Origin of the sequence: Brevibacterium permense, from assembly GCF_013280495.1 — a bacterium.
Classification (GTDB): Bacteria; Actinomycetota; Actinomycetes; order Actinomycetales; family Brevibacteriaceae; genus Brevibacterium; species Brevibacterium permense.
This window is the reverse complement of sequence record NZ_JABSSX010000008.1, coordinates 68,117-91,400: the sequence shown is the minus strand read 5'-3', so window position 1 is coordinate 91,400 and position 23,284 is coordinate 68,117. Positions and strand designations below refer to the sequence as shown.

Sequence of the window (23,284 nt, the reverse complement as noted above, 5' to 3'; positions counted from 1 at the left end):
AGTCATCGACCCCTGCGCCCGGGTGTGTCGCAAGGACACGGAAGCGCAGCGTCGACTTCTCGGCGGCCTGCAGCGACGACTTCTCTCAAGGATTCCGGGCCTCACAGAACACCCGGCAGGATCGATCGACGACGCAGATAACACAATCAGTCGCCTACCAGAATATCTCTCTCGAGCACGTCTGGTCAAAATGGCGATCACCCATCCTACCCCGCCCTGCCGCGGAAATCACGCAGCGCATCGCTCGCCCTGAGGGCCACGCCTCTCACCTCGAACAACGCCGAACAACCACATGACCCTCAACTGCAAGCGAACCGCACCACCGAGACACCGGCACCCGCAGCGCGACCCGACGGCCGCCTCGGCGAGAATCTGCCATCACTTTCCTTGACTCGTTCAAGATAAGCAGGCATTCTGGTGCTGTGAACGGGACGAAGCTTGACCACGACGAAGACGCTGCCGCGGCTCTGCGGCAGACGTCGCTGCGTGTGACGAAACAGCGGGTAGCAGTCCTCGAAGCCGTGCGGGATCACCCGCATACGGATACCGAAACCGTGATCCGCTCGGTGCGGGAATCGTTGCCGGCGGTCTCCCACCAGGCTGTCTATGACTCGCTCCACACTCTCACCGAGGTAGGGCTCCTCCGCTGCATCAAGCCTTCGGGCTCTGTGGCTCGATACGAACGCCGCATCGGGGACAATCACCATCACCTGGTGTGCCGGTCATGCAGCCTCATCGTCGATGTCGACTGCACGATCGGTCAGGCTCCGTGCCTGACGCCGTCCCACGATGCCGGCTTCGTCATCGATCAGGCCGAAGTGACATTCTGGGGCCTGTGCCCCGACTGCGCGGCCGCCGGTGCTCAGCTGACCGGCGACGATCAGTTCTCGGCCGTGTGACCCCGGCCTCCGTTCATCACCACCTGTTCTCCTCCGAGGACACGACTATGCCCTTTCTGCGAGGGTTGCCCATCCCGTCATCCGAGTCGTCGCACGCGACTCGACTGTGAAAGGAACACGATGACCCAGACGACCACCGGCGGCTGCCCGGTCGCCCACACTTCCACGGAGCCGGCTGCGGCGCCGGATTCGGACCAGCTGGTCAACCCCGTCCAGGGTGATGCCAACGCTCAGTGGTGGCCCAACCGCCTCAACCTCAAGATCCTCGCCAAGGGACAGCCGGCACGCGACCCCATGGATCCTGACTTCGACTACGACGCGGAGTTCAACAGCCTTGACTACTACCAGCTCAAGGCCGACATCGAAACCCTGCAGAAGGACAACCAGGACTGGTGGTCCGCTGATTTCGGCCACTATGGTCCGTTCATGATCCGCATGGCCTGGCACTCGGCCGGCACCTACCGCGTTCAGGACGGCCGCGGAGGCGGCGGCGAGGGTCAGCAGCGCTTCGCACCACTGAACTCCTGGCCTGACAACGTTTCGCTCGACAAGGCTCGCCGTCTGCTGTGGCCGGTGAAGAAGAAGTACGGCAAGAAGATCTCCTGGGCCGACCTCTTCATCCTCGCCGGCAACGTCGCGCTCGAGTCGATGGGCTTCAAGACCTTCGGTTTCGCCGGCGGCCGCAAGGACGTCTGGGAACCCGACAACGATGTGTACTGGGGCTCCGAGACCGAATGGCTGGGCACCGACAAGCGCTACGTGGGCAACCGTGAGCTGCAGAAGCCTCTGGCGGCGACCACCATGGGCCTCATCTACGTCAACCCCGAGGGCCCCGAGGGCGAACCCGACCCGGTCAAGGCCGCGATCGACATCCGCGAGACCTTCGGACGCATGGCCATGAACGACGAGGAGACCGTCGCCCTCATCGCCGGCGGACACACCTTCGGCAAGACGCACGGTGCCGGTCCCGAATCACACAAGGGAGCCGACCCGGAGGCCGCTCCGCTCGAAGAGCAGGGCCTAGGTTGGAAGTCCGACTTCGGCACGGGGCAGGGCAACGACTCCATCGGCTCGGGCATCGAGGTCACGTGGACCTACCACCCGACCCGCTGGGACAACGAGTTCTTCCACATTCTCTTCGCCTACGAGTGGGAGGTCTTCGAGAACGAAGGCGGACACCTGCAGTGGCGTCCCAAGGACGGCGGCGGGGACGATATGGTCCCCATGGCTCAGGGCGACGGACGCCGCGAGCCCCGCATGCTCACGACCGACCTGTCGCTGCGCTTCGACCCGGCGTACGAGAAGATCTCGCGCCGCTTCAAGGACGACCAGAAGGCGTTCGAAGATGCTTTCGCTCGCGCCTGGTTCAAACTCACCCACCGCGATATGGGCCCGGCGACCCGTTACCTCGGCCCCGAGGCTCCGAGCGAAGAGCTCATCTGGCAGGACCCGGTTCCGGCCGGCACCCCGCTTGATGACGCCGGCCTCGAAGCCGTCAAGACAGCCGTCCGCGAGTCCGGGCTGACCGTCTCGCAGCTCGTGTCGACGACGTGGGCCGCGGCCTCGTCCCACCGCGTCTCGGACATGCGCGGCGGCGTCAACGGAGGTCGTCTCCGTCTCGAACCGCAGCGCAGCTGGGAGGCCAACGAGCCTGCCAAGCTCGCCGAGGTGCTCCCTGTGCTCGAGGGCGTCGCCGAGTCCACCGGCGCATCGTTTGCCGATGTCCTGGCGATCGCCGGTGCCGTCGGAGTCGAGACCGCTGCCGCGGCGGCCGGTCACCAGGTCACGGTTCCGGTCTCCACCGGTCGCGGCGACGCCACCCAGGAACAGACCGATGTCGACTCGTTCGGCTACCTCGAGCCGACCCACGACGGTTTCCGCAACTACCTCACCGAGGGACTTCCGCTCAAGGCCGAGTACCTTCTGCTCGACAAGGCCAGCCTGCTGGGTCTGACCCCGCCGGAGCTCACGGTCCTCATCGGCGGACTCCGCGTCCTCGGCGCGAACTACGAGGGTTCAGACCTCGGTGTCTTCACCGACCGCCCCGGAGAGCTGACGAACGATTTCTTCGTCAATCTGCTCGACCTCGGCAACGTCTGGAAGCCCGTCGGACCGTCAGAGACGGCCAATGTCTACGAGTGCTTCTCCCCGGAGGGCGAGAAGCTGTGGACCGGCAGCCGAATCGACCTCCTGTTCGGAGCGAACTCCGAGCTGCGTGCGATCGCCGAGGTCTACGGCTCGGATGACGCGAACGAGAAGTTCGTCGCCGACTTCGTCAAGGCCTGGACGAAGCTCGTCGAAGCCGATCGCTTCGACCTCAAGCGCTGATCCCGCGACGGTCGCCGAGGTGACCGACGCGTCAGCATGACGATGCCCCCACCGATCGGTGGGGGCATCGTCATTGCTGCGCTGATATCAGCAGCGTTCACTCGTCCCGGTTGAGCACGGCGAATCCGGTGAAGATCTGGTCGAAGTGCGTGACGGCTGCGTTCTCGATCGTCGTCTCGTCGGTGCCTGCGGAGGTGGTGTCAGCGCTCGCGTCCGATCCGTCGGAGTCGGAGGCGCTGCCGTCCGAGCTGGATCCATCGGAGCTGGACCCGTCGGAGGAGTCCCCGGAGTCGGTGCTGCCGTTCTGGTTTCCCGGCATTCCGTTGGACTGTCCGCCGGGCATGCCTCCGCCGTTGGACTGTCCGCCAGGCATGTCTCCGCCGTCCTGAGCACCGCCCTGTTGGCCGCCCATTCCGCCGGGTCCGTTCTGGCCTCCCGGGCCCTGGCTCGTCCCCGAATCATTCGACGCTGTTGCCGCCGATACCCCGATCGCTCCCCCGGCGAGACCGCCGACGACGAACAGGGCCGAACCGGCGAGCACCGCCGGGACGAGCGGGACTCTCCGCTTCTGCTTCCGCGGTCCTGAGGTGCTGCCGAACTGTGTACTCTGCGCAGACTGTTCGTAGGGGTTCACCCACGGCCGCGGTCCGGCCGAGCTCTCCGGCTGTGGAACGGCTGCCGAGCGATTGGTTCGGTCGGACCATCCGTTCGCACTGCCCTGGACGGTCGGATCCGATTGCATTGCCCAGCTGGGGCCGGCGTGGGGGCCTGTCGCGCCCTGGACATTCCCTTTAGACTCGCTTGGCTTTGCGTGCGGTGCATCGCCTCGCATGTCCCTCTGCGCGGCGGTGCTGGCCGCGGGGTCCGCAGCCGGTGTGGGGTCCGGGGACGGCGTCGTACTCCCCGCGCTGTCGTGGTCCCGGGTGGCGTCGCGGTCTGGGTTGTGGTTCTCGGTCATAGAATCTCCTCTGGTTGTCAGTGATTCCACTTTCGGTCCCTGCGCTGTAGGCCTTCCCAGTCGTGCCTGTGACCAGCCTGTGCGATTCGGCTCAAGCAACGGGCAGGCGCAGTTCGAAGGTCGTCCCCGCCTCCGTGCTCGACATCGAAATGCTGCCGTGCATGAGATCGACGAGACCAGCGGCGATCGCGAGCCCCAGCCCAGAGGAACCTCCCTTGGCTCCGTCCTGCCGTGCCCGCGAGGGATCCCCACGCACGAAGCGGTCGAAGACTCGGTCTCGAATCTCGGGCGGAATGCCCTGACCGTCGTCGCTGATGCGGATCGACACGACGTCGCTCGGCAGCTGCCCCGACACTGGTTTCCGCATCGCCTGCGCCTCGACGTGCACGGTGGTGCCCGGGGGCGTATGCACGCAGGCGTTCGTGAGCACGATCGCCACGACCCGACGGACCTGGTCAGCCGCTCCGCGCACCTCGAGGGCCTCCGGTGGCACGTCGAGGGAGATCCTGTGGTCGGGATTGACCACATGGGCATCCTCGACGAGTTCGACGAGCAGCGATGACACATCGACCGTATCCTCGCTCGTCGGCTGACGACCGGCCTCGAGTCGGGCGAGGAGAAGGAGATCATCGACGAGGGAGGACATCCGCATCGCTCCGGAATCGATCTTGCCCAAGGAGGTGGTCACCTCGTCGGGCAGATCATCACGGTACGGACGGGTGAGGTCGGCCCAGCCGCGGATCGTCGCGATCGGCGTGCGCAGCTCGTGGGAGGCATCGGCGACGAAGCGGCGCATCTGCTCCGTGCCCCGGTAGCGCTCGTCGAGGGCGCTCCCGACATGGTCGAGCATCCGATTGACCGCGGCCCCGACATCGCCGACCTCGGTCCCGGGGATCGCGAGTTCCGACGGTACGCGCAGCGCGAGCTCGGGCTTTCCGGCACTGAGCTCGAGGTCCGTGACCTCACGCGCGGTGCGGGCGACGTCTCTGAGATCACGCAGCTGGCGGTGGATGATCACGGCCATGAGACCGGCGGTGATGAGGACGCCGATGAGAACGACGACCGAGGTCGTCCATGCGGTGCGATCCAACGCGGCATCGACGCTGCCCTGTGGAACCCCGTAGACGGTCCTCGTTCCGTTTTCCTTGAAGGCCACGACTCGATAGACGCCGAAGCCGGGCACACGCACGGATTCGTGGCTGGCCTCGCTGGTCCCGGGCTCGACCGACAGCAGAGCCTCGATCGCATCCGACGACAGAGACCGGGGACGGTTCAGCCCCGCCTCGGCGATGAGCCCCTCTCCCCCGCCGCCGGAGTCGACGACGGCGAGCGCGCCGTCACCGACTCCCGGCTGGAAGAGGAAACGCAGAGCCGAGTCGACCGCCGACGTCGATTCGGTGCCAGGGCCCGCGCCCGGACCCGAACCAGGTCCACCGCTGCGCGCATGCGAGGCCATCGACGTCAGCTGCTCGTCGAGGTCGGACATCAGAGAGGTGCGCACACTCACCCACGAGGCTGCGCCGATTCCGGCACCGACGAGCAGAAGCACGAGGCCGGCGAGGACGATGAGCCTCGTCTGCAGCCGCCACCGCCGCAGTCTCACTGTTCCGCCCGCAGGATGTAGCCCGCCCCGCGCTTCGTGTGGAAGAGGTTCGGCAGGTGCGGGAACGGCGCGTCGATCTTCTTCCGCAGGTAGGACACGTAGAGCTCGACGATATTTCCATTGCCGCCGAAGTCGTAGTCCCAGACTCGGTCGAGGATCTGCGCCTTCGACAGGACCGCCCGAGGATTGCGCATGAACAGAAGCAGCACCTCGTATTCACGGGCGGTGAGCTCGATCGGCTGGCCGGCACGGGTGACTTCATGCGAACGCTCGTCGAGTTCGAGGTCGCCGACGCGCAACACATCCTCGTCGTCAGCCGGTCCCGCCGGGACGCTGCGCCGCAGCCGAGCTTCGATCCGTGCGATGACCTCGTCGAGGTTGAACGGCTTCGTCACATAGTCGTCCCCGCCGAGGCGGAGGCCGGTGAGGCGGTCATCGACCTCATCCCTTGCGGAGAGGAAGACCACCGGGGTGTCGATGCCCTCTCCCCTGACCTTCTCGATGACGGCGAAACCGTCGAGGTCGGGCAGCATCACGTCGAGGACGATCGCGTCGAAGTGCTCGCTGCGGGCCAGCGCCACTGCCTCACGTCCCGTACCGACCCCCTCGGCCTCCCACCCGCGAACCCTGCAGGCCATGACGAGGAGCTCGGCGAGGTTCGCTTCGTCGTCGACGATGAGGATTCGTGCCGGCGGGTTCTCTGTCGGAGTCATAGATCAATTATCCCCTCAACCTGCGCTGAGATCGTAGAGCGAAACGGAGTCGACGGTCGTCGCCTCATAGTTCGACTCGACCCAGGCCGCGATCTGAGACGAGGCGGAGTCCGAGTCCCCTCCGCCGGGGCCCTGACCACCGCCGGAACCCGATCCGATGTAGTAGTGGATCTTGCCTTCGGACACGAGCTGCTTGAACTCGGCGAGGGTCGGCGAAGGATCGGTGCCGTTGAAGCCGCCGATCGCCATCACTGGTTCTTCGAGCGAGAGCTGGTATCCCGCTGCCTGGTTCGCTCCCGTCGTCGCAGCCACCCAGGTATAGTCCGAAGCATCCTGCTCGAGCAGCTGTGTGAGTTCGTCCGAGGGGTCGGAGGCGCCCAGCAGACCGCCCATTCCGCCTCCACCGCCGGCGCCGCCGGGCATCCCACCGGTGCCGCCCCTGCCGGCTTCGGAATTGCCTGCTCCGCCGGGCGTGCCATCCGTGCCGCCGCCCGGCCCGGCTCCTCCGCCGGGCATTCCGCCACCGCCGGGTCCGCCGCCCATGCCCGAGCTCGTGCCGGCGATCGTGACGATCGATCCCTGCGTCGTCCCGGCGATCGTGCGCACGGCCAGCTGAGCCGGAATCGCGGCGCTGCCGAGGACGGCCAGCGCGACGAGCAGCGAGGCGAGCGCCGTGCCGATCCGCCGGTGCGCGGTGACGATGAGAACCAGAGCGCCGAGGATCGAGACGATGAGCACGCACCAGCGCAGGATGCTCGGAATCCCGGTCATCTCCGAGCTGATGATGAACTGCCACGCCCCGGTCAGGGCCCAAGCCACTGCCAGCAGCATACGCGGGAGGAATCCGTCACGAGCGAGCAGCACGGCGACGGCGAGGCCGATGGCGGCGGCGATCGCGGGAATGAGCGCGACCGTGTAGTACTCGTGGACGATCCCGTTCATATTCGACAGCACGAGCCACGTGACGATCAGCCACGCACCCCACATGAGCAGTCCCGCACCGAGGCTGCCGGTGCCGGTTGCGCCGGACGCGCGGACCGCCCGGTCGTCGTCGGTGACGGCACTCGGCTTCCGTGTCCGGCTCGGAGTGCTCCCGACCGTGACGGACCGGTCCGTGTCTGTAGGGACACGGCGACGACGGGCCGCCTCGGCGAGGATGAGGAGAACGATCGTGACGGCCAGCAGGAACAGGGCGGTGGGCAGGAACCACGAGACCTGCTGGCCGAAGCTGCCGGTGAACAGCCGGGAGATGCCCGTTTCGCCCCATCCGCCGCCCTGACCGCCGCCTCCGCCGCCGACCGACCCGGTCTCATTGCCGGTCAGCCGCCCGAACCCGTTGTAGCCGAAGGTGAGTTCGAGGAACGAGTTCGTCTGCGAGCCGCCGACGTAGGGCCGGGAGTCGGCGGGGATGAGTTCGACGAGAGCGATCCACCAACCGGCGCTGAGCACCATCGCTGCGATGGGAACGAGCAGCCACAGCAGGCGGCGCAGCCAGGAGGTGCGCGCGAAGAGCACCCATGCCACAGCGAGGCCGGGGACGATGAGGAGGACCTGGAACTGCTTGGTGAGGAACCCCAAACCGAGGCAGACACCGGCGAGGACGAGCCAAAGTGCCACCGTGCGTGCGGATCCGGGGGCACCGGTCTCGGCCGAGTTCCCGCCGCGGCGCCTGTGCACCGCCCGCAGGGCATGCTGGGTCGCCACGACCGCGCCGATCATCAGGGTCACGAGCAGCGCGTCCGGGTTGTTGAACCGGAACATCAGCGCCACTACCGGGGAGACCGCGAAGATCACGCCGGCCACCAGCGCGGCAGCCTTCTCGAGGCGCGATCCGACGTGGGATCTCAGGCTCAGTCGCACCGAATGGACGATGAGGAGCACGCTCACCCCAGCCAGGAGCACCTGCGGCAGGAGCATCGAGAACGAGGAGAAGCCGAAGACGCGAGCGCTCAGCGCCATGAGCCACAGAGCGGCCGGGGGTTTGTCGACGGTGATCGCGTTCGCCGAGTCGAGCGAGCCGAAGAGGAAGGCTTCCCAATTCTCCGAACCGGCTTGGACTGCCGCCGCGTAGAAGGAGTTCGCCCAGCCGTTGGAACTGAGGTTGACGAGGTAGGCGGCGATCGTGCCGAGAGTGAGGACGGTGAGTGTGGTCGGATACCAGTATCGCCTCATGCCGAGGCCTCCTGACGGGTTCGGCGTGCGAACACCCATGTGCGCATGAGTGCGAAACGGACCACAGTCGCGGCGAGGTTGGCCACCGTGAGCACGGCGAGTGTCCCGAGACTCGCCCACGCGCCGGTGAAGCTCTCGGCCACAGCCAGCCCTGCCGAGGTGAAAGCCAGGCACAAGCCGAAGGCCGCCAGTCCCTTGAGCTGGGAGGTCAGGCGTCGGTGCGGGGACCGGACTCCGAAGGTGTGACTGCGGTTGAGCGCCGTATTGGCCACCGTCGACAAGAGCAGGGCGATGACGTTCGCCGCGGCGGCGGAGACGACCTGCGAGCTGAAGAGGTAGATCGTCGCGTAGAGGACGGTGCTGATGAGTCCGACGTCGATGAAGTGGAGGATCTGGGCTCCGGTGTTCGGTGCCGGCGGCTCGGTCGAAGCCGGGACCCGGCCGCCACGGCGCAGACGCACGATGCCCTTGATGTCCTTCCACGCCGTGCTGACCACATCGACTGAGGAATCCGGGTCGTCGATCCAGTCGGTGCCGAACTCGTGGATGCGGTACCCCGCCCACTCGGCGCGAGCGAGCAGCTCCGTGTCGAAGAACCACTCGTTGTCCTCCACCTGCGGAAGCAGCTCCCTAGCCGCACGCTGCGACATCGCTTTGAATCCGCACTGGGCGTCGCTGAAGCCGACACCGAGACTGAGCTTGAGCAGTCGGTTGTAGCAGCGGGAGATGATCTCGCGTCTGATGCCGCGTTCGATCTCGAGACCCGGCTGCAGGCGCGAGGCGATGGCGACATCAGCCAGTCCCGAACGGATCACCTCGACCATCGGTTCGAGGACTCGGATGTCGGTGGCGAGATCGACATCGGTATAGGCGACGATATCCGCCGTCGAGGACTGCCACACCCGGGACAGTGCGCGCCCGCGGCCTTTCTGCTCGAGCCGCACGTATTCGACGTTCGGGTGTTCGGCCGCCAGGGTCGCGGCGATGATGGGAGTCTTATCGGTGCTCGCATTGTCGGCGATGATGATCGTGACCTCGGTGCCTCGGGAGGGTTCGACGGCCAGGAGGGTCTCGATCGAGGCGGCCAGCGAAGCCTCCTCGTTGTACACCGGGACGACGAGGTCGACGGTCGTGGTCGGTCGGATGGTCGTGTCTGCTGTCTGCGTCTCCGGCTGCCGCCAGGCGCTGCTCTCATGTCTCATGCCCTCCACATTCGCTGCGGTCGATAGGCCCAGCATTGGTCGAACCTGTGGCCCTGCTGTGGAGTCCTCGTCACGACAGTCCTCCCTGCTCGCAGATGTGAAGACCGCTACACTGGGCACCATGGCCGACGACGACTCCCCTCCTCCGCAACGGCGCATCCGCGCCTCGGACCAGGACCGCGACGATGTCCTCTCAGTGATCACCGATGCCGTGACGAACGGACGCCTCGACCCCGAGGAGACCGCGCAGCGGCAGGATGATGCCATCTCTGCGAAGTTCCTCGACGACCTCATGCCGCTGATCGACGATCTGCCGGAGGGCCACCGCCTCCACCAGAGACTCGCCCGCCAAACCGGTCGCGGCCAGGAAGCGGGCCCGGGGTCGGCTCTGCAGCGACGGGTACCGGCCGAGCTCAGCCCGGCCGTCGATCCAGGTTCTGCCCCGCCCACGAACTCGGTGGCCATCATGTCCGGTCGTGAGATCGACGTGGCACCGGGCACCGGACAGGTCACCACCTATGCGCTCATGGGCGGGGACAATATCGATCTGTGCGCCGTCATGGGACCGGGTGTGACGGTCGAACTGGTGTCCTACTCGATGTGGGGCGGCAACGACATCTATGTCCCGCCGGGTGTGCGCATCCGTGACGAGACGATTAACATCATTGCGGGCAATGAGGTCCGTCAGGCCGCGCGGGGCGACGGATCGAACGGCACCGTCGTCCTCAAGGGCTTCTCACTCATGGCCGGACACGATGTCCATCTGGCCAAAGGCTACCGAGCAAAGGATCAGGGTCAACTGGAATGAAGATCGGCGTACTCACATCGGGCGGAGACTGCCCGGGCCTCAACGCTGTCATCCGCGGCATCGTCCGCAAGGGAATCCGCACCCACAATGCCTCATTCGTCGGCATCCGCGACGGCTGGCGTGGTCTGCTCCACGACGACATGTTCGATATGACCATGCTCGATGTCCGAGGCCTCTCCGGTCGCGGCGGCACCATCCTCGGCACCTCACGCACCCACCCGTATGAGGACGGCGGTCCCGAGCGCATGCGCGAGGTCATGACCGCCCACGGCATCGATTCGCTCATCGCCATCGGCGGCGAAGGCACACTCGCAGGGGCCTCGCGGCTGGTCAACGAGGAGGGTCTGCACATCGTGGGCGTCCCCAAGACCATCGACAACGACCTCGGCAACACCGACTACACGTTCGGCTTCGACACCGCTCAGTCCATCGCCACGGAAGCGATCGACCGGTTGCGCACCACAGCCGAATCGCACCACCGCTGCATGGTCATCGAGGTCATGGGACGCAACGTCGGCTGGATCGCCCTGCACGCGGGCATGGCTGCAGGCGCCCATGCGATCCTCATGCCGGAGTTCCCCGTCGACTTCGACCAGATCGCCGAATGGGTGACCTCGGCCAAAGATCGCGGACGTGCACCGATCGTCGTCGTCGCGGAAGGATTCGTTCCCGAGGGGTTCGACTCCCAGGTCGCCGACCACGGCGTGGACAACAAGGGCCGCGTCCGCCTCGGCGGGATCGCGAACTACCTCGCTCCCAAGATCGAAGAGATCACCGGAATCGAATCCCGGGCGACGATCCTGGGACACCTGCAGCGAGGCGGCTCCCCCACTGCGTACGACCGCGTACTGTCCACGCGGCTGGGCATGGCGGCGGTCGACCTCGCCCAGCATGGCCACTGGGGGAAGATGGCCAGCCTCAAAGGCACGGACATCGTCTCCGTGGAGATGTCCTCGGCCGTGCACAGTCTCAAATCGGTGCCGCTGCATCGCTGGGAAGAGGCGCAGGTGCTCTTCGGCTGAGACCACGCAAGCTCCACCCGTTTCTCCTCGCCGCCGGCATCAGCCGCAAGCATGAATGACGTGCATGAATGGCAGAAGGGGCATCCACCAATTGGTGGATGCCCCTTCTCGCATGCATCTCAGACGCTGCGACTCAGACGGTCAGCTTCAGCTGAACGCTCCGTAGTCGTAGTCCTCCAGCGGGATGGCGGAACCGGAATCGGCTCCGATGCCCGCGTAGAAGTCGCCGTAGCTGTTGGTGAACATCTCGGCCTTGGCCTCTTCGGTCGGCTCCACCACGAGGTTGCGGTGGGTCTGCAGGCCGGTGCCGGCAGGGATGAGCTTACCGAGGATGACGTTCTCCTTCAGCCCCATGAGCGTATCGGACTTGCCTTCCATGGCCGCCTCGGTGAGGACGCGGGTGGTCTCCTGGAAGGACGCGGCCGACAGCCACGACTCGGTGGCCAGCGAAGCCTTCGTGATACCCATCAGCTCGTCACGAGCCGATGCCGGCTGGCCGCCTTCGGCGACCACACGACGGTTCTCCGCCTGGTAGCGGCCGCGGTCGACGAGCTCGCCGGGCAGCAGGTTCGTATCGCCCGACTCGATCACGGTCACGCGACGCAGCATCTGCCGCACGATGACCTCGATGTGCTTGTCGTGGATGCCCACGCCCTGCGAACGGTAGACCTTCTGGACTTCCTCGACGAGGAAGCGCTCGGCCTCACGGCGTCCGCGGATGCGCAGCACCTGCTTCGGATCGACGGCACCGACGATGAGCTGCTCTCCGGCCTTGACGTGCTGACCGTCCTCGACCATGAGACGGGCACGCTTGGACACTGCGTGCTCGATCTCTTCGCTGCCGTCATCAGGGGTGATGATGACGAAGCGGGTCTTGCGGCTGTCGTCGATCTTCGCCCGTCCGGTCGCCTCGGCGATGGGGGCGAAGCCCTTCGGTGTGCGGGCTTCGAAGAGCTCGGTCACACGCGGCAGACCCTGCGTGATATCACCTGTCGAAGCGGCGGCACCACCGGTGTGGAACGTACGCATCGTCAGCTGGGTACCGGGCTCACCGATCGACTGTGCTGCGACGGTGCCGATGGCCTCGCCGATGTCGACGAGCTGGCCAGTCGCCATCGAGCGACCGTAGTGCTCGGCGGAGATCTGCGCATCGGAATCGGCAGTCAGCACGGAGTGGACCTTGAGCTCCTCGATGCCGTTGGCCACGAGCATGTCCACCACTGCACCGGTGACATCGGACTTGGCCGGAAGGAGCACATTGCCCTCGGCGTCGGTGACATCGGAGACGGTGAGACGACCGTAGACGCTGGTCTCGGCGTACTCGTGCGGAACCAGATTGCCCTCGTGATCGCGTTCGGCGATCGGCAGGGTGATGCCCTTGTTCGACTCGGCCTCTGCCGCACGGATGATGACATCCTGCGAGACGTCGACGAGACGACGGGTCAGGTAACCGGAGTCAGCGGTACGCAGAGCGGTATCGGCCAGACCCTTACGAGCACCGTGCGAGGCGATGAAGTACTCGAGCACGGCGAGTCCCTCACGGTAGTTCGACACGATCGGACGCGGGATGATCTCACCCTGCGGGTTCGTCACCAGTCCGCGCATACCGGCCAGCTGACGCACCTGCATCCAGTTACCGGAAGCACCGGACTCGACCAGACGCAGCACCGAGTTCTCCTCAGGGAAGTTCGTGCGCATGATCTGGTCGACCTTCTCGGTCGTCTCCGTCCACAGCTTGACGAGCTCGTTGCGGCGCTCGTCGTCGGTGAGTGCACCGAGTTCGTACTGCTGCTGAACCTTCGTGTCGATGACCTCGGCATCGTTGATGATCTCGGTCTTCGCCTCGGGTGAGACGACATCCGACATCGCAATGGTGATGCCCGAGCGGGTGGCCCAGTGGAAGCCTCCGGCCTTGAAGTTGTCCAGCGTGTGGGCAACCTCGACCTTCGGGTACTCCTCGGCGAGGTGGTTGACGATCCGGCTCAGAGCCTTCTTGTCGATCGTGGAGTTCACGAACGCGTAGTCGGCAGGCAGGTACTCGTTGAACGTCGCGCGGCCCAGAGTGGTCGCCACGTCCAGCGGGTCGCCGGCCTCCCAGCCCTCAGGGAGCTCCATGTCCGCGTTGGGAACGACGTCCTCGAGGCGGATGGTGATCGGCGAACCGAGATCGAGCTCTCCGCGGTCGAAAGCCATGATGGCTTCGCCCATACCGGAGAACGCACGGCCCTCGCCTGCCAGTCCCTTGCGCTCGGAGGTGAGGTGGAACAGACCGATGATCATATCCTGCGAAGGCATGGTCACGGGCTTGCCGTCCGAGGGCTTGAGGATGTTGTTGGCCGAGAGCATGAGGATGCGGGCCTCGGCCTGCGCCTCGGGGCTCAGCGGCAGGTGCACAGCCATCTGGTCACCGTCGAAGTCAGCGTTGAACGCCGAGCAGACGAGCGGGTGCAGCTGGATGGCCTTACCCTCGATGAGCTGCGGCTCGAAGGCCTGGATGCCCAGACGGTGCAGGGTCGGTGCACGGTTGAGCAGCACGGGGTGTTCGGTGATGACCTCTTCGAGGACGTCCCACACCTGCGGATGTTGGCGCTCGACCATGCGCTTGGCCGACTTAATGTTCTGAGCGTGGTTGAGATCGACCAGGCGCTTCATCACGAAGGGCTTGAACAGCTCGAGAGCCATGGTCTTCGGCAGACCGCACTGGTGCAGCTGCAGCTGTGGACCGACGACGATGACCGAACGACCCGAGTAGTCCACACGCTTACCGAGCAGGTTCTGACGGAAGCGTCCCTGCTTGCCCTTGAGCATGTCCGACAGTGACTTGAGCGGGCGGTTGCCCGGTCCGGTCACGGGACGTCCGCGACGTCCGTTGTCGAACAGCGAGTCAACGGCCTCCTGCAGCATCCGCTTTTCGTTGTTGACGATGATCTCGGGAGCACCGAGGTCGAGCAGACGCTTGAGGCGGTTGTTGCGATTGATGACGCGACGGTAGAGGTCGTTGAGGTCCGAGGTCGCGAAGCGCCCACCATCGAGCTGCACCATCGGGCGCAGCTCCGGCGGGATCACCGGAACGACGTCGAGGACCATGCCCTCGGGGTTGTTGTCGGTGGTCAGGAACGCGTTGACGACCTTGAGGCGCTTGAGCGCACGGGTCTTGCGCTGTCCCTTGCCTGTGGCAATGAGCTCACGCAGCTTCTCGGCTTCGCCTTCGAGATCGAAGTCGATGAGGCGCTTCTGGATGGCTTCGGCGCCCATGGCACCGGTGAAGTACAGGCCGAAGCGGTGGAACATCTCGCGGTACAGGCTCTCGTCACCTTCGAGGTCGTTGACCTTGAGGTTCTTGAACCGGTCCCACACCTGCTCGATACGGTCGACCTCGCGGTCGGCGTTCTTGCGCAGCTTGTCCATTTCCTTCTCAGCGGTGTCGCGCAGCTTCTTCTTGGCCTGGGCGGTTCCGCCTTCGGCCTCGAGTGCGGCGAGATCCTCTTCGAGCTTCTTGGCACGACGGTCGATGTCGGCGTCACGGCGGGTGCCGATCTGCTGCTTCTCGACGTCGATCTTGTTCTGCAGGCTGGGCAGATCACGGTGACGGGAATCCTCGTCGACCGAGGTGATCATGTAGGCCGCGAAGTAGATGACCTTCTCGAGGTCCTTCGGAGCCAGGTCCAGCAGGTAGCCCAAACGCGAGGGCACACCCTTGAAGTACCAGATGTGGGTGACGGGAGCGGCGAGCTCGAGGTGGCCCATCCGCTCACGACGCACCTTGGCACGGGTCACCTCGACGCCGCAGCGTTCGCAGATGATGCCCTTGAAGCGGACTCGCTTGTACTTTCCGCAGGCGCACTCCCAGTCACGGGTGGGGCCGAAGATCTTCTCGCAGAAGAGTCCGTCCTTCTCCGGCTTCAGGGTGCGGTAGTTGATGGTCTCAGGCTTTTTCACCTCACCGTGTGACCAGCCGCGGATGTTCTCCGTGGTGGCAAGACCGATGCGCAGTTCATCAAAGAAATTGACGTCAGGCACGTAAATCCTCTTTCCTGGCGATGAACGAATCGTTCATCAAAAAGTTGTGTCGGTTGAAGTGGAAGTCCTCAGACTTCTTCTACGGTCTGTGCTTCGCGGCGGGAGAGGTCGATGCCGAGCTCTTCGGCGGCGCGGTAGACCTCGTCCTCCGACTCGCCCATCTCGACATGGCCTCCGTCGGAAGACAGGACTTCGACGTTGAGGCACAGGGACTGCATCTCCTTGATGAGGACCTTGAACGACTCCGGGATTCCCGGGTCGGGCAGGTTCTCACCCTTGACGATGGCTTCGTAGACCTTCACACGGCCTGGGATGTCATCGGACTTGATCGTCAGAAGCTCCTGCAGGGTGTAGGCGGCGCCGTAGGCCTCGAGGGCCCAGACTTCCATCTCACCGAAGCGCTGACCACCGAACTGCGCCTTACCACCGAGCGGCTGCTGGGTGATCATCGAGTACGGTCCGGTCGAACGCGCGTGGATCTTGTCGTCGACGAGGTGGTGGAGCTTGAGCATGTACATGTAGCCGACCGAGATCGGGTACGGGAACGGCTCACCGGAGCGTCCGTCGAACAGCTGGGCCTTGCCCGAGGAATCGATGAGGCGGTCCCCATCGCGGTTCGGGGTCGTCGAATCCAGCAGTCCGCGCAGCTCCTGCTCGTGCGCACCGTCGAAGACCGGGGTGGCCAGGTTGGTGCCGGCCTCGGCTTCTCGAGCGGCGTCGGGCAGCTCGGCAGCCCATTCGGGGTTGCCCTCGATCTTCCAGCCCTGCTTCGAGATCCATCCGAGGTGGACCTCGAAGACCTGTCCGATGTTCATACGACGGGGAACACCGTGCGGGTTGAGGATGACATCGACAGGGGTGCCGTCGGCGAGGAACGGCATGTCCTCGACGGGCAGGATCGTCGAGATGACGCCCTTGTTTCCGTGACGACCGGCCATCTTGTCACCGATGGTGATCTTGCGGCGCTGAGCCACGTAGACGCGGACCATCTGGTTGACGCCAGGCGAGAGCTCGTCGTCGTCCTCGCGGTCGAAGACGCGCACACCGATGACGGTGCCGATCTCGCCGTGGGGAACGCGCAGCGAGGTGTCACGGACCTCACGGGACTTCTCACCGAAGATCGCGCGCAGCAGGCGCTCTTCCGGGGTCAGTTCGGTCTCACCCTTCGGGGTGACCTTGCCGACGAGGATGTCGCCGTCGGTGACTTCGGCGCCGATGCGGATGATTCCGCGATCGTCGAGGTCGGCCAGGGCATCGGGCGAGATGTTCGGGATGTCCCGAGTGATCTCTTCGGCACCGAGCTTGGTGTCGCGAGCATCGACTTCGTGCTCTTCGATGTGGATCGAAGAGAGCACATCGTCCTGGACGAGACGCTGCGAGAGGATGATCGCATCCTCGTAGTTGTAGCCTTCCCAGGACATGAACGCCACGAGGAGGTTCTTGCCCAGAGCCATCTCGCCGTTCTCGGTGGACGGCCCGTCGGCGAGGACGGTTCCGGCCTCGACGCGGTCGCCTTCGTCGACGAGGATGCGCTGGTTGTACGAGGTGCCGTGGTTCGACCGCTTGAACTTCGCCGCCTTGTAGGTCAGCTGGGTTCCGTCGTCGGCGAGCACGGTGACGTAGTCGGCCGAGACCTCGGTGATGACACCGGACTTCTCAGCGGTGATGACATCGCCGGCGTCGACGGCGGCACGGTATTCCATGCCGGTGCCCACGACCGGGGATTCGGCCATCACCAGCGGCACGGCCTGACGCTGCATGTTCGCACCCATGAGGGCGCGGTTGGCGTCGTCGTGCTCGAGGAACGGAATCAGAGCCGAAGCCACAGACACCATCTGACGTGCGGAGACGTCCATGAAGTCGATCTGGTCGTGCTGGACCAGCTCTGCCTCACCGCCGCCGCCCTTCGGACGGGCCAGGACCTCGACCTCGGCGAAACGCTGGTCGTCGGTCAGCGGTGCGTTGGCCTGGGCGATGTTGAACTCGAGTTCGTCATCGGCGGTCAGGTACTGCGTCTCATCGGTCACGACACCGTCGACGACCTTGCGGTAAGGCGTCTCGATGAAGCCGAAGGGGTTGATGCGGGCGTAGGACGCCAGCGAACCGATCAAACCGATGTTCGGGCCTTCGGGGGTCTCGATCGGGCACATGCGGCCGTAGTGCGAGGGGTGCACGTCACGGACTTCCATGGCGGCACGGTCACGCGAGAGACCGCCGGGTCCCAGTGCGGAGAGACGGCGCTTGTGGGTCAGACCCGCGAGCGGGTTGTTCTGATCCATGAACTGCGAGAGCTGCGAGGTGCCGAAGAACTCCTTGATCGCGGCCACCACGGGGCGGATGTTGATCAGGGTCTGCGGGGTGATCGCCTCGACGTCCTGAGTGGTCATGCGCTCACGCACGACGCGCTCCATCCGGGACAGACCGGTGCGGATCTGGTTCTCGATGAGCTCGCCGACGGCACGGATGCGGCGGTTGCCGAAGTGATCGATGTCGTCGAGCTTGACGCTGATCTCGACCTCTTCGCCGTCGCGGGTGCCCTTGGCCGTGTCCACTCCGGCGTGCAGAGACACGAGGTAGCGAATGGTGGCCACGACGTCCTCGGTGGAGAGCACCGAGTCCGACAGCGGGGCTTCGACGCCGAGCTTGCGGTTGACCTTGTAGCGGCCGACCTTGGCCAGGTCGTAGCGCTTCGGGTTGAAGTACAGGTTGTTGAGCAGGTTGCGAGCGGCCTCAGCGGTCGCGGGCTCTGCCGGGCGCAGCTTCTTGTAGATGTCGAGCAGCGCTTCGTCCTGCGTGGTGACGGTGTCCTTGGCCATCGTCTCGCGGATCGATTCGAACTCGCCGAACTCTTCGAGGATCTTCGCTTCGGACCAGCCGAGGGCCTTGAGCAGAACAGTCACGGACTGCTTGCGCTTGCGGTCGAGGCGAACACCAACCTGGTCGCGCTTGTCGACCTCGAACTCCAGCCAGGCACCGCGGGACGGGATGATCTTCGCGGTGAAGATGTCCTTGTCCGTGGTCTTGTCGACGCTGGATTCGAAGTAGGCGCCGGGCGAACGCACGAGCTGGGAGACGACGACGCGCTCGGTGCCGTTGACGATGAACGTGCCCTTGTCGGTCATGAGGGGGAAGTCACCCATGAACACGGTCTGGCTCTTGATCTCGCCCGTGTTGTTGTTCATGAACTCGGCGGTGACGTACAGCGGCGCCGAGTAGGTCATATCGCGTTCCTTGCACTCATCGATCGAGTACTTGGGAGCTTCGAACCGGTGCTCGCGGAACGACAGCGACATGGATCCGCCGAAGTCTTCGATCGGCGAGATCTCTTCGAAGATGTCTTCGAGTCCCGAGGTGGTTGCGACTGAGTCGTCCCCGATCTCGATGGCCTCGGCGACGCGGTCCTGCCACGCCTCCGATCCGATCAGCCAATCGAAGCTGTCCGTCTGCAGACCGAGCAGATCGGGAACCTCGAGGGGCTCGCGAATCTTCGCGAAGGAAATTCTCTTGGGGGGATTAGCGGTCCTGGTGTTGTCGTTGGCGGCGGCCAATTGGTTCCTTCCGAGTGCTTCACCATCTGATACTTCGTCTGCCCACTCGCTCCGGCGACGTCCGGACATCCACGACATACACGAGGTGTGTCAGATTTCGACTCCCGGCGTCGGCATGGTTCACTTGAGTGGAAATGCTGCGCCCACCGCTATATGAAGGCACACCACAGGCAGAACGATGCAAATATCAAGCTTATAGCATCTGGTCAAGTCTGGCAAGACGACGGTTTCAGTGCAGATTCTTCGTCCACATCCCCACCCAGGCCCACGTGGCGAATCCTGCCTGATCGTTGATCGCCAGCATCCACGAATTCTCCACGGCGTTCCACGTGTACACCCGGTCGACCGCCGTGTTCGCGGCGAGACTGCGATGATTGGCGATCTTGAGCCTGGCACCGAGGCGGTGGCCACGATGCTCGCTCAGCACCAGGGTTCCGCCCTGCCACCCGACGGTCGGCCGATCGGCCGAGTGTCCGACCTGCGTGTATCCCGCCGGCGCCCCGTCGAGGAGGGCGAGCGCCGTGGCCATGGTTTCGCCCTTTGCTTCCTTCTCTGCGTCGAGGGCCCTCACCCGCTCACCGTCCCAAGTCTCCTCTCCCCCGAATTTCGCTGCTCCCGGCACGTCGGTGCTCAGCCGGCGCTTGCACAGTGCGATGTGCTCGAGCCGCTGTTCCGGGACCGGACCTCGCCATGTCTCGATGACGTAGTCGTCGGCCATGGCACCGAGATCGAGCTCGGCCGCAGTGGAGGTCGGAGCGACGGAGCACCGTTCGATCTGGGCCAGCCCGTACCCGCGGCGGCTGAGGAACGACACCTCCCGCAGAGCGACCGGCAGCGTTCCGGCACCGGTCTCGGCGGCAAGATGGGCCCCGCGCAGATTGGCAGTTCTGACAGACTCCGGGATCTCACAATAGGTCGACAGCGCGGTCCGTCCGTCTGCCGCCAGGTCGGACTCCATCCGCTCGAGCAGCGCCGCGCCGAGCCCTCGTCGGCGCAGATCGGGTCGGACCGCACACCAGAGCTCTGCTGTGTCGGTGTTGCTCGTCAGACGCAGGTCTGCAGTGCCCCTGGCGACGATGTCTCCGTCGCTGCGACCGATCCATGTGAGCGTGGTCCGGTACTCGCTCCTGCCGGTCAGCGCGTGCCGCACATCCTCGGGAATCGGGTCGAAGTCCTCCCCCAGCCCGGATGCTCGATTGATGACAGTGTCGAAAGCCAGCAGCTCGGGTATCAATGCCTCGATTGCCGCCGGGTCGCCGTGTCCGGACCTGATCCGAGTGATCTCCACCTGTGGCCTCTGTCGTCGCTGAGGGCCGCCTCGCATTGCAATGACTCCTTCGCGCATCGTCGCGCTGACAGCCGGTGGGAGACATTCTAGACTGCGACCATGACACGAGTGAGTATCCTCAGCTTCGATCCGGCCGCGGTCAACTGCGGCATCATCGTCGGCACCGATCGCTCTCTGCTCGTCGACGCGGGCCCCGGCCCCGCGGCCGCCGCGCATCTGGTGGAACGGGCGGGCCGCCTCGGCGAGGAGATCGGAGGCAGCCGTCCCCGCGCGATCGAGCTCGCAATCACCCATGATCATTGGGATCACTTCTTCGGCGCCGCCGCAGCCGTCTCCGCAGGGGTCACCGCCGTGTACGCATCGTCATCGTTCGCCGCCGATCAAGAGGCCACGGCCTGGATCGCTCTCGACGGAGTCGCGGACGGTGACTTCCCGGATGAATATCGGTCGAGCCTACCCACGGATCCCGGTGAGCTCATCGTCGACGTCGCGCCCGTCGATCCGACACCCGGTGATGTGTGGCACCTCGACCTCGGTGGCTGTCCGGTCGAGTTCCATGTGCTCGGAGGACATTCGACGGCCGACCTCGTCGTCCGACTGCCCGAGCTCGGCATCGTCTTCACCGGCGACCTCGTCGAAGAGGCGGACGCCCCTCAGGCCGGGGCCGATGCGTCCTTGAGCGAATGGGCATCGAGCCTGCACACCCTGCTGTCGTTTCCCGAGGCGAAGACCTTCGTTCCCGGTCACGGGGTCCCGGTCGACCGTGATTTCGTTTCCCGTCAGCTCGCCGATATCGAGGGGATGAGGGTCGATCAGGGAGACGCCGAGGTGGCTCTGCCCGCCCGCTCCATGCCGGGTGATCATGATCGGACGATTCCCCGGGAGCACCGCCTGGTCTGATTCCGGACCCACCCGGGCAACGGTCGGACGTGTCGAGGCCGAAGCGTTCGATGGAGTCCTCATCGCGGTCACCGATGTCGCGGGTGTCGAAATCCGGTGCCAGGGGAGGTTCGGTGCCCTTGGCGGCGGCGACGAGGACCTGCAGACAGTAGGGCACGGCGAGTTCGACAGGGATGAAGTCGTCGCCGCTGGACATCATGAGTTCCAGGGCAGCAGAGGGGACGACGGGTCCGTTGTCGGTGACGAGGTAGGCGAACGAGCGGGCGGAGGTCTCGCCTTCACTGAAGAAGACGAGGGTCTGTTTCTCCCCCGATTCCTGATGCATGTCGAAGGCGAAGTCGGAGGTGAACTTCGCCCAATCGCCGTAGCCCATGGTCAGGAGGCCGGGAATGATCGCGAGCTAGTGGGTGTCCTCGGTCTGCTGTGAGGCTTGCCGAATGGCCTTGATCTGACTCTCGGTCAGTCCGGGCCTGATGATCTCGTCGATGTAGAGGGGATGCTGAGCCCAAGTTCCGCGGATGCGTTCGCGCAGCTGCCGCTGTGCGCGGGCGTAGCTCGTCGTCTCAGTCCCCGGTCCCCGGTCACCAGTCACCAGTCACCAGTCAAGGATAGTTCAGGGTCTGCCCAGCCCTTGTCGGTCGGTGTTCCGAATCGGTCACATCGACACGGGACGGGCGGACATCCTCGGCGAAGGATGGGGTTTCCTCGGCAGGACTGGGACGGCATCCTCGGTGGAGGATTGATTCCTCCGCCGAGGATGCAGAGAACCCCCACGGCGGACCGTGGGGGTTCGAAGCCTATGCAGCAGTCAGGCTGCTGCGCAGAAGATCACTTGAGGGTGACGGTGGCGCCGGCAGCCTCGAGGGTCTCCTTGGCCTTCTCGGCGTCTTCCTTCGAAGCGCCTTCGAGGACGGCCTTGGGAGCTCCGTCGACGAGGTCCTTGGCTTCCTTGAGTCCGAGGGAGGTGAGTCCACGGACTTCCTTGATGACGGGAACCTTCTTCTCGCCGGCCGATTCGAGGATGACGTCGAATTCGGTCTGCTCTTCAGCAGCGGCTTCGCCGGCTCCGCCAGCGGCAGGTGCAGCGGCGACGGCGGCCGGAGCGGCAGCCTCGACGTCGAACTCTTCTTCGAACTTCTTGACGAACTCGGACAGTTCGATGAGGGTGAGCTCCTTGAAAGCCTCGAGGAGCTCGTCGGTGGTGAGCTTAGCCATGGTGGCTAGTCCTTCCTGTTTTGGTCACGATCAGCGACCGGTTCGGTTTGTGGTGATGCTCAGGCGTCGGAGGCAGGAGCGTCGTCCTGCTTCTCGCGGAGGGCATCGACAGTGCGCACGGCCTTGACCAGCGGAGCGGTGAAGAGGTAAGCCGCCTGGTGGAGGCTTGCCTTCATGGCACCGGCTGCCTTTGCAAGCAGCACTTCGCGGGATTCGAGGTCGGCGAGCTGGTTGACCTGTTCGGGGCTGAGCGCGGCTCCATCGAAGTAGCCGCCCTTCACCACGAGCTTGTCGTTCGCCTTGGCAAAGTTACGCAGAGCCTTGGCAGCCTCAGGTGGTTCGCCGTTGACGAACGCGATCGCGGTGGGCCCATTGAGGTGCTCATCGAGACCGGTGACTCCGGCTTCCTTGGCTGCAATCTTGGTCAGCGTGTTCTTTACCACGGCGTAGCTGACGTTCTCACCGAGAGAGACGCGCAGTTCTTTCATCTGCGCGACGGTGAGACCGCGGTACTCGGTCAGCAACACAGCGTCGGAGTTCTCAAACTGCTGTTTGATCTCCTCGACTGCGGCTGCCTTGTCTGGCCTCGCCATGGTGTTCCTTTCATA

General features: G+C 65.0%; 17 protein-coding genes. 6 read left to right on the top strand and 11 right to left on the bottom strand.

What is annotated here, in order from left to right; translation table 11 throughout:
- Positions 1-422: 422 nt before the first annotated feature.
- Both HK353_RS12055 and katG read left to right on the top strand, forming a co-directional pair.
- Positions 423-899 carry a transcriptional repressor gene (locus tag HK353_RS12055; RefSeq protein WP_173156439.1) on the top strand — a complete coding sequence of 159 codons (477 nt, stop codon included), beginning with the start codon at positions 423-425 and terminating at the stop codon, positions 897-899.
- Positions 900-1,019: 120 nt separating this feature from the next.
- A complete protein-coding gene (gene katG, locus HK353_RS12050) occupies positions 1,020-3,227 on the top strand; it encodes a catalase/peroxidase HPI (protein ID WP_173156437.1) in 2,208 nt (735 codons plus the stop codon).
- A 97-nt stretch (positions 3,228-3,324) separates the two neighbouring features.
- On the opposite strand, the gene HK353_RS12045 is transcribed toward katG, so the two are convergent.
- From HK353_RS12045 to HK353_RS12025, 5 genes are all read right to left on the bottom strand, one after another.
- Positions 3,325-3,861, bottom strand: a complete 537-nt coding sequence (locus HK353_RS12045; RefSeq protein WP_173156435.1) for a hypothetical protein — start codon at positions 3,859-3,861, stop codon at positions 3,325-3,327.
- 415 nt (positions 3,862-4,276) lie between these two features.
- Positions 4,277-5,788, bottom strand: coding sequence for an ATP-binding protein (locus HK353_RS12040; protein WP_173156433.1), 1,512 nt, complete (start codon positions 5,786-5,788; stop codon positions 4,277-4,279).
- Positions 5,785-6,501, bottom strand: a complete 717-nt coding sequence (locus HK353_RS12035) for a response regulator transcription factor (protein WP_173156431.1) — start codon at positions 6,499-6,501, stop codon at positions 5,785-5,787. The genes HK353_RS12040 and HK353_RS12035 overlap by 4 nt, the downstream gene beginning before the upstream one ends.
- A gap of 15 nt (positions 6,502-6,516) precedes the next feature.
- Entirely contained in the window at positions 6,517-8,673 is a 2,157-nt protein-coding gene (locus HK353_RS17135) for an ArnT family glycosyltransferase (RefSeq protein ID WP_245395972.1), read from the bottom strand.
- A complete protein-coding gene (locus HK353_RS12025) occupies positions 8,670-9,875 on the bottom strand; it encodes a glycosyltransferase (RefSeq protein WP_173156429.1) in 1,206 nt (401 codons plus the stop codon). Before HK353_RS12025 ends, HK353_RS17135 begins: the two co-directional genes overlap by 4 nt.
- A gap of 121 nt (positions 9,876-9,996) precedes the next feature.
- Here HK353_RS12025 and HK353_RS12020 point away from each other — a divergent pair, with 121 nt between their 5' ends.
- A complete protein-coding gene (locus tag HK353_RS12020; protein ID WP_173156427.1) occupies positions 9,997-10,683 on the top strand; it encodes a DUF1707 SHOCT-like domain-containing protein in 687 nt (228 codons plus the stop codon).
- Complete coding sequence (locus HK353_RS12015) at positions 10,680-11,705, top strand: ATP-dependent 6-phosphofructokinase (protein WP_173156425.1); 1,026 nt, start codon at positions 10,680-10,682, stop codon at positions 11,703-11,705. Before HK353_RS12020 ends, HK353_RS12015 begins: the two co-directional genes overlap by 4 nt.
- 147 nt (positions 11,706-11,852) lie before the next feature.
- On the opposite strand, the gene HK353_RS12010 is transcribed toward HK353_RS12015, so the two are convergent.
- The 3 genes from HK353_RS12010 to HK353_RS12000 form a co-directional block, all read right to left on the bottom strand.
- Positions 11,853-15,725 (bottom strand): DNA-directed RNA polymerase subunit beta', encoded by a 3,873-nt coding sequence (locus tag HK353_RS12010; RefSeq protein WP_173156423.1) that lies wholly within the window; start codon positions 15,723-15,725, stop codon positions 11,853-11,855.
- A 68-nt stretch (positions 15,726-15,793) separates the two neighbouring features.
- On the bottom strand, positions 15,794-19,273 hold the full coding sequence (gene rpoB, locus HK353_RS12005) for a DNA-directed RNA polymerase subunit beta (protein WP_139468565.1): 3,480 nt from the start codon (positions 19,271-19,273) through the stop codon (positions 15,794-15,796).
- A 229-nt stretch (positions 19,274-19,502) separates the two neighbouring features.
- The gene (locus HK353_RS12000; RefSeq protein ID WP_342589910.1) at positions 19,503-20,561 is read right to left on the bottom strand and encodes a GNAT family N-acetyltransferase; all 1,059 of its coding nucleotides are present in this window, start codon (positions 20,559-20,561) and stop codon (positions 19,503-19,505) included.
- Positions 20,562-20,660: 99 nt separating this feature from the next.
- On the opposite strand from HK353_RS12000, the gene HK353_RS11995 reads away from it, so the two are divergent.
- Together HK353_RS11995 and HK353_RS11990 are read left to right on the top strand one after the other, a co-directional pair.
- Positions 20,661-21,461, top strand: coding sequence for an MBL fold metallo-hydrolase (locus tag HK353_RS11995; RefSeq protein ID WP_173156419.1), 801 nt, complete (start codon positions 20,661-20,663; stop codon positions 21,459-21,461).
- The gene (locus HK353_RS11990) at positions 21,424-21,888 is read left to right on the top strand and encodes a hypothetical protein (RefSeq protein WP_173156417.1); all 465 of its coding nucleotides are present in this window, start codon (positions 21,424-21,426) and stop codon (positions 21,886-21,888) included. The genes HK353_RS11995 and HK353_RS11990 overlap by 38 nt, the downstream gene beginning before the upstream one ends.
- Here HK353_RS11990 and HK353_RS11985 read toward each other — a convergent pair.
- The 3 genes from HK353_RS11985 to rplJ all read right to left on the bottom strand — a co-directional run bounded on the left by HK353_RS11985 (position 21,862) and on the right by rplJ (position 23,269).
- Positions 21,862-22,053 (bottom strand): hypothetical protein, encoded by a 192-nt coding sequence (locus tag HK353_RS11985; protein WP_173156415.1) that lies wholly within the window; start codon positions 22,051-22,053, stop codon positions 21,862-21,864. The two genes, HK353_RS11990 and HK353_RS11985, sit on opposite strands and share 27 nt — an antisense overlap.
- A 236-nt stretch (positions 22,054-22,289) precedes the next feature.
- Positions 22,290-22,676, bottom strand: coding sequence for a 50S ribosomal protein L7/L12 (rplL, locus tag HK353_RS11980; protein WP_101546927.1), 387 nt, complete (start codon positions 22,674-22,676; stop codon positions 22,290-22,292).
- 59 nt (positions 22,677-22,735) lie between these two features.
- Positions 22,736-23,269: a 50S ribosomal protein L10 gene (gene rplJ, locus HK353_RS11975; protein ID WP_062244493.1), complete on the bottom strand. Its 534-nt coding sequence runs from the start codon at positions 23,267-23,269 to the stop codon at positions 22,736-22,738.
- Positions 23,270-23,284 lie beyond the last annotated feature (15 nt).

Coding starts and splice junctions, on each gene's coding strand:
- katG (WP_173156437.1), top strand. CDS start 1,020: ATGACCCAGACGACCACCGGCGGCTGCCCGGTCGCCCACACTTCCACG.
- HK353_RS12035 (WP_173156431.1), bottom strand. CDS start 6,501: ATGACTCCGACAGAGAACCCGCCGGCACGAATCCTCATCGTCGACGAC.
- HK353_RS17135 (WP_245395972.1), bottom strand. CDS start 8,673: ATGAGGCGATACTGGTATCCGACCACACTCACCGTCCTCACTCTCGGC.
- HK353_RS12025 (WP_173156429.1), bottom strand. CDS start 9,875: ATGAGACATGAGAGCAGCGCCTGGCGGCAGCCGGAGACGCAGACAGCA.
- HK353_RS12020 (WP_173156427.1), top strand. CDS start 9,997: ATGGCCGACGACGACTCCCCTCCTCCGCAACGGCGCATCCGCGCCTCG.
- HK353_RS12015 (WP_173156425.1), top strand. CDS start 10,680: ATGAAGATCGGCGTACTCACATCGGGCGGAGACTGCCCGGGCCTCAAC.
- HK353_RS11995 (WP_173156419.1), top strand. CDS start 20,661: ATGACACGAGTGAGTATCCTCAGCTTCGATCCGGCCGCGGTCAACTGC.
- HK353_RS11990 (WP_173156417.1), top strand. CDS start 21,424: ATGATCGGACGATTCCCCGGGAGCACCGCCTGGTCTGATTCCGGACCC.
- rplL (WP_101546927.1), bottom strand. CDS start 22,676: ATGGCTAAGCTCACCACCGACGAGCTCCTCGAGGCTTTCAAGGAGCTC.
- rplJ (WP_062244493.1), bottom strand. CDS start 23,269: ATGGCGAGGCCAGACAAGGCAGCCGCAGTCGAGGAGATCAAACAGCAG.